This is a genomic window from Chryseobacterium sp. AG844, from assembly GCF_003182335.1.
GTDB classification, from domain to species: domain Bacteria; phylum Bacteroidota; class Bacteroidia; order Flavobacteriales; family Weeksellaceae; genus Chryseobacterium; species Chryseobacterium cupriresistens.
The window spans coordinates 70,303-84,383 of the sequence record NZ_QGTV01000015.1; the positions used below are offsets into that span (position 1 = coordinate 70,303).

The following is a 14,081-nucleotide window of genomic DNA, read 5'->3' on the forward strand; positions in this document are numbered from 1 at the left end:
ATTTTCTTTTGTAAAACACATAAAACACTGTAATACAGTGGTTTATAGTATATTTAAAAGGGCTTACTTGATCGTTGTAAGTCGTTGATTTTCAGTTACTTAAATGCGTTATTTCCCGATACAAAACTTAGAAAAAATATTCCCCAGCACTTCATCATTGGTTACCTCTCCGGAGATTTCTCCAAGATGTTCCAGTGCATTTCTAAGCTCGTACGCGAGTAATTCTGTAGAGATCTGGAAAGAAATAGCTTCTTTTACTTTATGAACGGCATCCATGGATTTTCTTAAGGCTTCAAAGTGTCGTTGATTGGTGATGACAACGTTATTTTCTTCAGTTTTTAGATGTTCCACATACGAAGAAAGTTCATTTTTCAGATCCTGGATGTTTTGATTTTCAACGGCTGAGATTTTAATAAAATCAAAATCATGAGAAATGGCGTTTCTGAAAATATCTTCTACCGTTTCGTATTTTGTGGGAATTACTTCGTCAATTTTTGTTGCGCAGATAATCAGTTTCAGATCTTCTCTTAACAAGGATTGAATCATTTCAATATCTTCAGAAAAATCCTCGGTCGCAGCATCTGCCAGATACACGAGAATATTGGCGTTTTCTACTTTTTCTTTTGCTTTTTTTACCCCGATCGCTTCAATTTCATCCACCGTTTCACGAAGTCCGGCAGTGTCAATTAACCGGAAAGCATGACCTTTAATATGAAGAACTTCCTCAATGGTATCTCTCGTGGTTCCGGCAATATTACTTACGATAGCTCTTTCTTCTTTTAAAAGAGAGTTCAGCAGCGTAGACTTTCCGGCATTCGGTTTTCCGATGATGGCAACGGCGGTTCCGTTTTTAATGGCATTTCCGTATTGGAAACTTTCAATCAAAGAATTTAGTTTGACTTCAATTTTATCCAATAATCCACTTAAAGCACTTCTGTCAGCAAATTCCACATCTTCTTCGGCAAAATCAAGCTCCAGCTCAATTAAGGAAACGAAATTTAAAAGATCCGTTCTTAATACAGAGATTTCATTGGTGATGCCTCCTTTTAATTGATTGATCGCAACTTTTCTCGAAGCTTCATTTTCAGAAGCAATCACATCAGCAATCGCTTCCGCCTGGGAAAGGTCAATTCTCCCGTTGATAAAGGCACGAAGAGTAAATTCTCCTGCTTTGGCCATTCTCGCTCCGTTTTTGATCAGGGTTTCAAGAATACGTTTTCCGATATGTGGAGAGCCGTGAAAAGCAATCTCCACAGAATTCTCAGTGGTGAAACTTTTCGGAGCCAGGAAAATAGAAAGCATCACTTCATCAATCGCTTCCTCTTCATCCATAAAATAACCGTAATGGATGGTGTGGGATTTCTGTTTTTCCAGATTTTTGGCCGGAAAACTTTTCTGAACCACAGATAAAGCTTCATTTCCTGAAACACGGATGATGCCTAAAGCACCTATTCCATTGGCCGTAGCCAGCGCGCATATCGTATCGTTATTCATGCTGCAAATTTACGGTTTTTAATGTGATTTTTCATTCAGATCTGCTATTCAGATTATCTATTGCTGTATTCAGTTAAAAACTGCGTAGGTTTTAAAAACAAGCTATGTTTTGAGAGGCTTGCTGTATAAAGAAGTACCTGTTATATCAACAAGTGCAGAATTATTTCTATTAAACACAGGGTGAAAATACGATTTGAAATGTAAAAATTTGAAAAATAATTCTGCTGAATATAAACACAATTTGGAAGGTGTAGTTGGTTGTGGTGTAACATTTATAAGAGTTTTTTAACAACGCCGGTAATAATGTGGGGTGGTAAAATATCATGTAAGTATTAAAAAATTAAACAATTGTTTGGTATGTTAATTGTTGTTAGTGGGGGTCGATGATGTTGAAAGTTTAAAAATTTATTATTAAAGCAGTAATAATTTGTTAAAGTATTATAAATGTATATGAATAAACTATTTTTTTTAAATTTTAATAAAAAATTGATTTTTTTATTAATGCTCATTTTCAGTGCTGTAGCCTATGCTCAGTGTATTCCTTATACAGGGCAGGCCATGACAAGCGGAAACACGTATTGCCTCAATGGAAACCTAAGTGTAAGTACCAATATCAGCATTCCGAACGGGGCTGCCCTTATTATACAATCCGGACAGCTGCAATCCAATAGTATTCAGGTTGATGGGATTCTGGAAATTACTGACGGAACAAGTGTTAAATGTACAGGAACTGTGAAAGTAGGAACTTTCGGGTCTCAGAAAAATTCAAAAATTAAACTGGGAACCAAATCTTTCTTATCTCTTGTAGGATCAGTGATTCAGGAAGACCCGACATTTGGCGGTTTCTATCCCGGAACAACTTCCGTTATTGAAATGGGAACAAGCAGCGTGGTAGAAATTTGCGGAACATTTACCCAGCAGTCTACGACATACCCTTCTGTTGAATATGTAGGTGTTCCTACCGGAAGAGCTTACTGTATTGCAAAAGCAGACGTAAGTGGTGGTGGAGGAGCTTCCATTATCAGTGATGACAGCCAGATCGTAACCATTGCCATGGGATCTGTTATAGGATTGGGAATGGGGAATTCAAGCTTCTGCGGACCTAATGCAACCAAAGCCATGTGTCCTGCTCTCTGGCCCGAAGGACTATCAGAAGACAAAACGAGCTGTGGAAATGCTCCCGTGATTATTGATGAGATCGACGGATTTTGTACAAAGCCCGGAATTTCTGGGACACCGGACGGATATACAAAATTTGGAATTACCATACAGCAGAAAAGCGATTCGTGGCCTGAAAATATACCTAACGGATTCCTGGCCATGGAATCAAAAAATAAAGGCTTTGTGATTACCAGAGTTCAGCATGTAAGCCAGACGCCACAGCCCGGAGACGCCATCGCAGAACCGAAAGAAGGAATGCTTCTGTATGATATTCAGGATAAATGTGTAAAACTGTACAACGGTACGGAATGGAAATGTGTAGAAAGAAGCTGTAATGATTAAACTGATAAAGAATATGAACAATATAAAAAATATAAGTATAGCAGCTGCTTTGGTTATTTCCAATACATTTTTTGCTCAGGTTGCGATTGGTAAACAGTCCGTGGATGGAAACAGTACGGTCTTAGATTTTGATAACGTAGCAGGAAATACAAAGGGTATAATTCTTCCCGCAACATCTGGTTTTCCTGCAGGATCTTTGGAGAACGGAACATTCATCTTTGATGTCACGGACAACAAAGTAAAAATGTACGAAAATGATGTTTGGAAATCCCTGTCAGATGCCGGTAATTCAAGTGTGGTTATCGCTAATAATTCTGCAGAAACGGGAAAAGGAGTCATTATGGGGGAGACTGCAAGTTCTGCTGATGGCGTATTGGTTCTGGAATCTCAGAATAAAGCGATGATTCTTCCTCAAATAGCAGCACCGCATCTTAATGTGAAAAATCCTTATCCGGGTATGATGTGCTATGATACAGTCAGTAAAACACTGGCGGTATTTGACGGATCAGTCTGGAATTACTGGAAATAGATGATGAAAAATTAATCTAATATTGATTGACTATAAAAAGCAGCTGCATGTTTTCACGCAGCTGCTTTTTATTTTGTCTTACACAATCTGCGCACTTTCCTTAATGCTGTTCATAACAAAAATGCTCTTCGTCTGGCCGATTCCTTCAATTTCTGATAATTTGTTCACGAAAAACTCATGAAATTCATCCATATTGGGAGCAAGGATCTTCAGCATAAAGTCAAAATCCCCGCTGATATTGTAAAATTCTACCACTTCCTTCAATCTGCCCACTTCCTCAATGAATTTTCCCGCAGTTTTCTTGTTGTGAACATTTAAAGCGATCATACAGATCACCATCATTCCTTTATTAACCTTTTTACGGTCAACCACAGCAGTATACTCTTTAATGATCCCCTGTTTTTCCATACGTTTGATACGCTCATGCGTAGGTGTAGGACTCAAATTGATTCTGGCCGAAATATCACGGATACTCATCTTCGCATCTTTCTGAAGAAGACGGAGGATAGATAAGTCTTTTTCATCAGGAATATAGTTTTCAGTTGCCATTTTGTTCTGTTTTTATAGGTTTTTCCTGGTAGATCAGATGTTTTGTTCTTTTAAATATTTGAAATATTTAATATTGTTCCAAATTTAAGATTAAATTTTTATATACGTTCTGTTAATTTTAATTTTGCAGGAAATTTGAAACATGGATACAAGGAAGAATTTAATATTAATTTTAGCATCGGTAGGAACATTTGTAGAAGCGTTGGATATTGCCATTATTAATTTGACCATTCCTTCTATTCAGCAGCAGTTTCAGATTGGAGCAGAGACTGTTCAGTGGCTGCAGACGCTCTATGTATTATTCTTTGGGGGATTTCTGATCATTGGAGGAAAGCTTTCAGATCAGATCGGAAGAAAGAAAATGTTTTTGCTTGGAGCGCTGATCTTTATGCTGACTTCATTAGGCGCTGGATTATCCCAAAACTTTGAAGTGCTGACAATATTCCGTGCTTTGCAGGGATTGGGAGCAGCATTGGTAATGCCTTCAGCGTTATCCATTGTGACCAATACGTTCAGAGAGGAGCAGGAGAGAAACCGGGCTATCGGAATTTTCAGTTCATTTGCTGCCATTGGTTCAGGAAGTGGTCTTTCAGTAGGCGGAATCATCAGTACTTACCTGAGCTGGCATTGGGTTTTCCTGATCAATGTTCCTATTCTTTTAATCACATTGGTGCTGTCGTACTATTATCTGCCAACCGATGAAAAAAGCGAAACCGCTCAGAAAACCGATATGGTTTCAGGAATATTGATGGTGCTTGGATTGCTAAGCCTGACTTACGGAACGCACGAATTGGTTCACATCAAAGAACAGCCTTTCCTGGTAACAGGTTCTATAATACTTGCTTTAGTACTTCTTGTTATGGTATACTACCGTTTAAAATCCGTTGCAGAGCCATTGGTAGATTTAAAACTGTTTAAACACAGATCTTTAGTAGTTTCCAATGCTGTATTCTTTACTCTGGGAGCATTTTTTATCGGATTTTTATTCCTGATTTCACTGATGCTTCAGAAAGATATGGGCTACAGCGCTGCTTCTGCAGGATTAATGCTTGTTCCGTTCAGTATCCTGTCTGCTTTGACGGCTAAATTCATTCTGCCACACCTATCAAAACGTCTGAGCTCTTCTCAAATGGGTGTTTTAGGATGGTCGTTTATGCTGACCGGAGGATTGCTGCTGTTGATTTCAGTTTACGCAGGACATCCGCTAACAGTAGTTTTATTGGGAGCTGCATGTATCTCCGGAGTTGGAATGACATTTTGTTTTACCGCACTTTCAGTAATGGGAATTCAGGATGTTGAGCCTGCACATTACGGATTGGCATCAAGTTTGAGCTCTACAAGTTACTTTTTGGGAGCAGGTATCGGGTTGTCATTCATGACGTTGATGAGTCAGATCTTTCCATCAGAATTATCAGTAGGAAGTCTGAATCTGATTATTTTGATCAGCTACGCTTTATTAGCTCTTGGAATGTTATTCTATTTTATATTGAAAAGCGTAAAAGTGAAACAGGCAGAAGTAGCCGTTTCATAATAAGCGGTCTTAAAAATATACAAACTATATGAGGAAAGAATCGGTGTTTAGGTATCGGTTCTTTTTTTGGACTTTTGCTATTCTGTTTCCCTTTACTACCTTTGCTTTTTAACTATTCATCATGAAAATACAGGTCATCAGCGATCTTCATCGGGAATTTGGAAGTACGGAATTATGTTTTGATCACGCAGATGTGGTTGTGCTGGCAGGGGATATCAATCTGGGAACCAAAGGAATGGAATGGATTAAAGAAGCAATACCCAATAAACCTGTAATCTATGTTTTGGGTAATCATGAATACTATAAAGGTTCTTACCCGAAAACACTTCATAAAATCAAAGAGGCAGCGTTGGGCTCCAATGTCCATGTGCTGGAAAATTCATTTGTAGACATTGATGGAATTCGTTTTCATGGGGCAACGCTGTGGACGGATTTTTCCATCTTTGGAAATCCTGTTCAGTATGGAATACTTTGTCAGTCAAAGATGAACGACTATAAAATGATCAGAAGAGATCCTTCCTATTGGAAAATGAGAACTTTGGATACCTTTAAAATTCATCAGCTTTCAAGGCAATGGCTAAAAGAAAGCCTTGAAGACTCAAAAGGATTTAAAAATATTATCGTTACCCATCATGCACCCAGCATACAATCTGTTCCTGAACATTACAAAGAAGATCCGTTAACAGCTGCTTATGCTTCAGATTTAGAAGATTTGATTACAGCGTATCAACCATTATACTGGATTCATGGGCATATCCATACGCCGTGCAGATATAAGATTGGAGAAACAGAAGTGATCTGTAATCCTCATGGCTATATTGATGAAAAATATAACGGATATGATAAGGAATTACTGATTGTTATTTAGCAAGCAATAAAAAGTAAAATTTGATAATTGGGCTTCTTGGCACTTTTTCCTTTTTCCACTACCTTCGTGTTTAATTTTCTTTCCAATGCCTAAAAAATCCCAACCAAAACCTGATTTTGTTTCCCAGCTGGCCTTTGATGAAGTACTTCAGCAAGTGGAGTTTGATCTTAGAATCAAGGAATTTGTAGTGATGGAAATTGATAAGGCAAACTACATTATACAACCGAATATGCCTTATCGTTCTGATTATTTCTGCATTTTTATGGTGCAGAAAGGAGGTGTTACATTCAGGTTGGATGATAAGAGTTATAGTGTTACCAAAGGCGATATTATTTTTTGTCCCATGCTGGAAACGTTTTGGCTGGATGAAATTACAGAAGATTACAATGCTAAATATATTTTCTTTTCACTGAACTTTATATCCGATGCAGGTTTTAATTATAAATCAAATAATGTCCTTAAGAGCTTATCTTCTGATCCGGCCAATATCATCAGGAATGAACCGGACGTGTACAGGAAAGTGAATTTCCATCTCGATGAGCTGAAGGTTTTGAATGATAAAGAAAAAGAGAATTATTATTTCAAAGAAATGATATGGCATCACTTTTCACTGGTGATTTACGAAATTGATAATTATTTCAAGAAAACGGAAAGACCTCATCCGGTTACCCACAGAGAAGATGAGTTGACGACCAGTTTCTTTAAACTTGTTCAGGATCATTTCAAAGAAGAACACAACGTCCAGTTCTATGCCGATAAACTTTTTATCAGCCGTAAATACCTTACAAAGGTGATCAATAAAACAGTGTTTAAATCTCCAAGAGATATTATTCATCAGGTGCTCGCTGTGGAAGCCAGGCTGTTATTGAAAAATCCCAATCTGAATGTCAGTGAGGTCGCATCAAAGCTGAGTTTTTCAGATCAGGCGTCTTTTAATAAGTTTTTTAAAAAACACGCGGGAAGATCTCCATTGGAATATAAAAAAGATGATTTGTATTGATAATCAGTAATTTGTGTTTTTAAGACGTCTTTTTACCAAATTTCAACTATTATTTTGATTAATAATAGCAAATAGTGTCATTTATATTGTCTATGAATGATATTTCTCATGTTTTTCAAAATAAGGAGTCTTTTTGACAAAACAAGGAGTTTTTCGAATAATCCTATTGAATTTTTTTCGTTCGATTTTTGTGCGGAAAATTTAAAAGGACTATTGTTATGCAAAGATTTTTTATTCAAAAATCGACTCTACTTTTCCTCTCACTGATCATATTGGCAGGATGCAGGAAAAATAATCAAAACCAGGGCTATCAGCAGCAGGCACAGGAATTACCTGTGGCCAAAGTAACACAGGGAGACGCTTCTGTTTCCAGAGAATATGCAGCATCTATCGAGGGAGTTTCCAATGTGGAAATCAGACCTCAGGTAACAGGATATTTAAGCAAAATTTTTGTTGATGAAGGTGACTTTGTGAGGGCAGGACAGCCATTGTTCAAAATTGAAGATCAGGTTTTCCGTGAACAGCTGAAAAGTGCTCAGGCATCTTTGATTACCGCTCAGGCTAATCTTTCAACTTCTAAAATTGATCTGGACAGAAAAAAAGAACTGTTCAGAAACAAAATGGTTTCGGAAATTCAGGTGAAAGAAGCGGAGGCGGCTTATAATGCAGCACGTGGAGCGGTAAGCCAGTCTACGTCTACCATTGAATCTGCAAAAATTAATTTAAACTTCTCTGCCATTAAAGCTCCGGTAAGCGGATTTATCGGAAGATTCAATTATCGTCTGGGAAGTTTAATGACGCCGGGTAATCAGGATCCGATTACTCTGTTATCAGACATTCATCAGGTGTATACTTACTTCAGTCTGAGCGAAAATGATTTTAATAATTTCCAGAAACAGTACACGGGAAGCAGTATTGATGAAGTGATAAAAAATACTCCGGCAGTTTCATTATTGCTTTCAGGAGGTGAAAAATATGCTGAGAAAGGAAAGATTGATGCGGTGGAAGGTCAGTTTAATAAAACAACCGGATCAATCACGCTAAGAGCAAAATTCAACAATCCCAACAATCTTTTGAGAAGTGGAAACACGGGTAAAATTGTACTGGATCAGTTCTACAGCAATGTTGTTCTACTCCCGATTGCTTCTACCAGAACCATTCAGGATAAAGTTTTTGTATTCACCATTCAGGGTGGGAAAGCAGCCATGTTGCCTGTAGAAGTGAATGGAAAAGCCGGGGACAAATTCATTGTAGCCAAAGGACTTAAGGCTGGAGATGAATATATCACCAGCGGTTTTGACCGTCTACAGCCGGGAACTCCTGTCGTGGCACAAAAGAAAAATGCTCAACAGAAAAAATCCTAAGAAGAAATCATGTTAAAGAAAATTATAAAAAGACCCGTACTGGCAACGGTTATCTCCGTATTGCTTGTTATTCTGGGGATCGTCGGGATGGTAAGCCTTCCGATTACAAAATTTCCGGACATTGCGCCTCCTACCGTTATGGTAACAGCGGCCTATCCGGGAGCCAATGCTGAAACCATTGCCAGGTCCGTAGCACCACCTTTGGAAAATGCCATCAATGGAGTGGAAAACATGGATTATATTACTTCCACAGCGAGTAATGATGGTACTTTAAGTATTACTGTTATTTTTAAATTAGGAACAGATCCCGATCAGGCGGCCATTAACGTTCAGAACAGAGTGGCGCAGGTGACCAACCAGCTTCCCGCAGAGGTAATTCAGGCTGGAATCACTACGGTGAAAAGACAGAACAGTATGATCGCGATGGTCTCTTTGACCAGTAAAGATGGTACGATGAGTGATCTTTTTCTTGAAAACTATGCGAAAATCAATATCGTTCCTGAGCTTAAAAGAGTAAAAGGAGTAGGAGATGCCATGGTATACGGAAATAAAGATTATTCCATGCGTATCTGGCTGGATCCGAATAAACTGACTTCGTATAATCTTACGCCTTCCGATGTTTCCAGAGCCATTCAGACTCAAAACCTTGAAGCAGCACCCGGAAGATTAGGGGAAAGAAGTAAAGAGGTCATGGAATATGTGCTTCGTTACAAAGGAAAATTTACAGAACCTGAACAATATGAAAATATTACAATTAAAGCGTTGAATGACGGTTCTGTTTTAAAGTTAAAAGATATTGCCAAAGTAGAATTCGGAGCGTACAGTTATACGGTATCTTCCAATTATAATAAAAAAGCTTCGGTAACGATGGCGATCTTCCAGATGGCAGGATCCAATGCCAATGAAGTACAGATTGCGCTTCAGGAAAGAATGAAAGAACTGAAAAAATCCTTCCCGGCAGGAATGGATTATGAAATTCCTTATGCTACAAAAGATGCACTGGATCAATCCATAGAACAGGTAATTCATACCCTGATAGAAGCATTTATCCTGGTTTTTATTGTGGTATATATTTTCCTTCAGGATTTCCGCTCCACGTTGATTCCGGCTATTGCGGTTCCGGTATCGATTGTAGGAACATTCTTCTTTATGAAGGTTTTCGGATTCTCTATCAATATTCTGACCTTGTTCGCATTAGTACTCGCGATTGGTATTGTGGTAGATGATGCTATTGTAGTAGTAGAGGCAGTTCATGCTAAAATGGAACATAAAAAACTCAACCCGAGAGCAGCTACTATGTCGGCCATGAGTGAGATCACAGGAGCAATTGTTTCGATTACGTTGATTATGTCTGCCGTATTCGTTCCTGTAGCCTTTATGAGTGGTTCTACAGGATTATTCTACCAGCAGTTTGCATTGACACTGGCGATTGCCATTGTGATTTCAGCGGTGAACGCATTGACTTTGAGTCCGGCTTTGTGTGCTTTATTCTTAAAACAACATCATCCGGGAACGCATGAGAAAATGAATTTTAAAGACCGTTTCTTTGCAGGTTTCAATGCAAGTTTCAATAAACTTACTTTCCGTTATGGAAAAGCAGTATTGTTCCTTTTAAAAAGAAAATGGGTGGCTTTGGTTCTGATTGTAGCCTTCGGAGGATTGTTCGCATGGATGTCTATGACAACACCTAAAGGGTTTATTCCGGATGAAGATCAAAGTTTTATTATTGTAACTGCTAATCTTGCTCCCGGAGCTTCAAAGGATAGAACGTCTAAAGTAGTTTCCGATACGGAAGATCTTTTAATGAAAAATCCGGCTGTGGATAAAGTAATTTCTGTAGACGGACTGAACTTATTCAGTGGTTCCATGTCATCTTCGGCAGCTTCTATTTTTGTTAAATTAAAAAAAGGAGGCGAGAGAGGACCTGTTAATAATATCAACGATATCATCGGACAAACTCAAGGCATGCTTTCTCAGGACAAAAGAGCGAATTTCCTTGTGATCAATACCCCAACGGTAGATGGTTTCGGTAATACCAGTGGGATGGAACTGGTGCTTCAGGACCGTACCAACGGAGAACTTCAGAATTTAGGAAATATCTCCTACGGAATGATGGGCGCTTTGATGCAGAGACCTGAGGTTGCCGTGGCATTTACTACGTTTGACGTTACTTATCCGCAGTTTGAGGTGCTTGTAGATGAAGTGAAGTCTGCGCAGCTTGGAGTAAATGTTTCTGATGTTTTAGGTGTGATGCAGGGATATTATGGAAGTATTCAGGCGTCTGATTTCAACAGATTCGGGAAATATTACCGAGTATTGGTACAGTCTACACCGGAAACAAGACAGGATAAAGAATCTCTGAACGGAATTTTCGTTAAAAATAACCTGGGTCAGATGGTTCCTGTCAATACATTGGTAAGCCTGAAACAGGTGACAGGAGCAGAAGTAGTAGATCGTTTTAATCTATTCAACTCTTCTAACTTAACAGTAATGGCAGCTCCGGGATACAGTACCGGACAGGCTATGGCAGCCATTGATGAGGTAAGCAAGCAGGTACTTCCTCCGGGATATACTTATGATTATAAAGGGATGAGCCGTGAAGAAGCAGGTTCAAGCTCACAATCTGTTATGATCTTCGGGTTATGTATTGTATTTGTATTCTTCCTTTTATCTGCGCAATATGAAAGTTATATCCTTCCATTAGCGGTTTTGATCGCGATTCCGGTAGGGCTTTCAGGAGTATTTGTGGGAATTACGTTTGCGGAACTTTCCAATAATATTTATGTACAGATTGCTTTAGTGATGCTAATCGGATTGCTGGCGAAGAATGGTATCCTGATCGTAGAATTTTCCATTCAGAGACGTAGAGCGGGGAAAAGCCTTATTGCTTCTGCAGTAGAAGGAGCAAAAGCCCGTTTACGACCTATTTTAATGACTTCTCTTGCATTTATCACCGGGTTGATTCCATTATTATTCGTGGTAGGTCCTTCAGCAATGGGGAACCATTCCATCGGGTATGCAGCCATTTCAGGGATGCTTTTCGGAACCATTTTGGGAATTTTTGTAGTTCCTGTTCTTTTTGTGGTATTCCAGGCATTGCATGAAAGAATCAACGGAAGAGTAGTAACCGATGCGGATTGGGAATATTAATTCAAATGATTTTAAAAATGAAAATTAAAAATATAGCATATATCGCATTCATTTCAGGAACAGCAATCTCCTGTAAGGTTCAGAAATATGAACAGCCTAAAATAAAAATGCCTGAAGCTTTCAGAGCTGACAGTATTGTGGTGGATTCTCAGGAGAATATTGCTAAAATAAGTTATAAAGACTTCTTCAAAGATCCCCTTCTGGTAGGATTAATTGATAAAGCAATGATGCAGAATAATGATCTTCAGGTGGCTTTAAAACAGATAGAATTTGCATCACTGGCTTACAATCAGAGCAAATGGGCCAATATCCCAACGGTAAGTGCTTCTGCCAATGCCAATATCAACCGTCCTTCAGACAATAGTATGAACGGAATGATGGCGGGACAGTTTATGGGAAAAAGATATATGGAAGATTATACAACTTCTCTGAGTTTCTCCTGGGAAGCAGATATCTGGGGGAAGATCAAAGGCAGAAAAGAACAGGCTTTGGCAGAATATCTTAAAACACAGGAAGCGGCAAAAGCGGTAAAAACGCAAGTTGTATCTGCGGTTGTACAAGGGTATTATAATTTATTAATGCTGGATATTCAGCTGGAAATTACAAAATCCAATCTGGCGTATGCGGATAATACCCTGAAATTTCTGACCAAACAGCAGGAACTTGGTTTGACAACAGCTTTGGCAGTACAACAGCAGGAAATTGTAAAGGACCAGATTCTGAAATCAATTCCTGCTATTGAAAGTTCTGTAAACACTCAGGAAAATGCTTTGAGCCTGTTAACGGGTTCTATGCCCGGAAAAATTGAAAGAAGTGCAAGTCTGAACCATGTACAGTCTCCGGATCATCTTGCAGCAGGCATTCCTTCAGAATTATTAAGCTACAGACCGGATATTAAAACGGCAGAACTTGAAGTCAGAAAAAGTGCAGCAGCCATTCATGTGGCAAAAATGAGCATGTACCCTTCATTGAATATTACCGCACAGGGTGGAGTGAATGCCTTCCAGCTCAGCAAATGGTTCAGCGTTCCGGGATCTCTTTTCGGAATGGTGGCGGGAGCCGTGGCACAGCCTATTTTGAATGGAAAACAGTTGAAAACACAGTATGAGCAGTCTAAAGTATTAGCTGATCAGGCGGAAATCAACTTTAAGCAGTCTGTTTTAAAAGCGGTAGGTGAAGTGTCTGATGCATTGGTACAGATCAAGAAGCTGGAAGAACAGCAGAAAATTGCAGAAGGGCTGGCTGTGAAATCTGGTGAAGCCGTGAAGAAGGCTGATTTATTATTTAAATATAATTCAGCAACGTATGTAGAAGTGATTATCGCACAAACGAATAAACTTCAGGCAGAACTGGAACTGGCTTCTCTGAAAACTCAGAAACTGAACGCGATTACAGCGCTTTATCGCTCTGTAGGAGGCGGATGGCAATAAAGTAAAATTGAATCTGCTTCGTCTGTAAGGATGAAGCAGGTTTTAATCCATTATCATTATGAAGACAACTATACAGGAGGGGATTATTCTCATTCCGGATTTCAGCGGATTTACCGAATTTGTGTTCAATACAAAATTGTATACAGGCGAGTATATTGTACGGCAATTACTGTCGACACTCATTGATGTGAACGATCAGTATTTTGAAATTTCCGAGATTGAGGGAGATGCCATTTTATTTTACCGTTATGATGAAAATCCGTCTTACCAGAGTATTTCAACAATGCTGTGGAAGATGCGGACTGCTTTCAACAGGAAAATAGAAGAGTTAAGTAAAAGTTTAAGTACCAAAATTGATCTGGCTCTCAAGTTTATTGTTCATTACGGATCTTTTTCACAGTATAATATCGGAAACTTCAGAAAATTATATGGAAAAACAATCGTGGAAGCCCATCAGCTTTTAAAAAACGGAGTGGCAGAACAGCCTTCTTATGCACTTTTCAGTAATTCTTTTCTGGAAAGCAGCAGGAATAAAGAATCCGGTTTTAATAAAGATCCGCTTCGTCTGCCTGAGGTAGGTGTTATTCATTACTTTGAAAGTGTAAACTAGCATATATTTTTAATAGTAATCCTTGTCAATTTGCTATTGCTAACGGCCCGGGT

11 protein-coding genes are annotated in these 14,081 nt (G+C 38.8%); 9 read left to right on the forward strand and 2 right to left on the reverse strand.

All coding sequences use genetic code 11. From position 1 onward, the window contains the following. Positions 1 to 108 precede the first annotated feature (108 nt). Positions 109 to 1,494 (reverse strand): tRNA uridine-5-carboxymethylaminomethyl(34) synthesis GTPase MnmE, encoded by a 1,386-nt coding sequence (gene mnmE / locus DEU40_RS14975; RefSeq protein WP_110010585.1) that lies wholly within the window; start codon positions 1,492 to 1,494, stop codon positions 109 to 111. Positions 1,495 to 1,995: 501 nt separating this feature from the next. On the opposite strand from mnmE, the gene DEU40_RS14980 reads away from it, so the two are divergent. Both DEU40_RS14980 and DEU40_RS14985 read left to right on the forward strand, forming a co-directional pair. Then, positions 1,996 to 2,997, forward strand: a complete 1,002-nt coding sequence (locus DEU40_RS14980; RefSeq protein WP_137904720.1) for a hypothetical protein — start codon at positions 1,996 to 1,998, stop codon at positions 2,995 to 2,997. A 13-nt stretch (positions 2,998 to 3,010) separates the two neighbouring features. Further along, positions 3,011 to 3,526: a hypothetical protein gene (locus DEU40_RS14985; protein WP_228406528.1), complete on the forward strand. Its 516-nt coding sequence runs from the start codon at positions 3,011 to 3,013 to the stop codon at positions 3,524 to 3,526. Between the two features lie 78 nt (positions 3,527 to 3,604). Here DEU40_RS14985 and DEU40_RS14990 read toward each other — a convergent pair whose 3' ends face one another. Further along, complete coding sequence (locus DEU40_RS14990) at positions 3,605 to 4,075, reverse strand: Lrp/AsnC family transcriptional regulator (protein WP_110010588.1); 471 nt, start codon at positions 4,073 to 4,075, stop codon at positions 3,605 to 3,607. Between the two features lie 142 nt (positions 4,076 to 4,217). On the opposite strand from DEU40_RS14990, the gene DEU40_RS14995 reads away from it, so the two are divergent. The 7 genes from DEU40_RS14995 to DEU40_RS15025 all read left to right on the forward strand — a co-directional run bounded on the left by DEU40_RS14995 (position 4,218) and on the right by DEU40_RS15025 (position 14,028). Beyond that, a complete protein-coding gene (locus DEU40_RS14995) occupies positions 4,218 to 5,606 on the forward strand; it encodes an MFS transporter (protein ID WP_110010589.1) in 1,389 nt (462 codons plus the stop codon). Between the two features lie 121 nt (positions 5,607 to 5,727). Continuing rightward, entirely contained in the window at positions 5,728 to 6,474 is a 747-nt protein-coding gene (locus DEU40_RS15000) for a metallophosphoesterase (RefSeq protein ID WP_110010590.1), read from the forward strand. A gap of 85 nt (positions 6,475 to 6,559) precedes the next feature. Then, a complete protein-coding gene (locus DEU40_RS15005; protein ID WP_110010591.1) occupies positions 6,560 to 7,474 on the forward strand; it encodes a helix-turn-helix domain-containing protein in 915 nt (304 codons plus the stop codon). 218 nt (positions 7,475 to 7,692) lie between these two features. After that, entirely contained in the window at positions 7,693 to 8,838 is a 1,146-nt protein-coding gene (locus DEU40_RS15010; RefSeq protein ID WP_110010592.1) for an efflux RND transporter periplasmic adaptor subunit, read from the forward strand. A 9-nt stretch (positions 8,839 to 8,847) separates the two neighbouring features. Beyond that, positions 8,848 to 11,988 (forward strand): efflux RND transporter permease subunit, encoded by a 3,141-nt coding sequence (locus tag DEU40_RS15015; RefSeq protein ID WP_110010593.1) that lies wholly within the window; start codon positions 8,848 to 8,850, stop codon positions 11,986 to 11,988. Positions 11,989 to 12,005: 17 nt separating this feature from the next. Then, positions 12,006 to 13,418 (forward strand): efflux transporter outer membrane subunit, encoded by a 1,413-nt coding sequence (locus DEU40_RS15020; protein ID WP_228406529.1) that lies wholly within the window; start codon positions 12,006 to 12,008, stop codon positions 13,416 to 13,418. A 58-nt stretch (positions 13,419 to 13,476) separates the two neighbouring features. Then, the gene (locus tag DEU40_RS15025; protein WP_110010596.1) at positions 13,477 to 14,028 is read left to right on the forward strand and encodes a DUF2652 domain-containing protein; all 552 of its coding nucleotides are present in this window, start codon (positions 13,477 to 13,479) and stop codon (positions 14,026 to 14,028) included. The last annotated feature ends 53 nt before the right edge of the window (positions 14,029 to 14,081 follow it).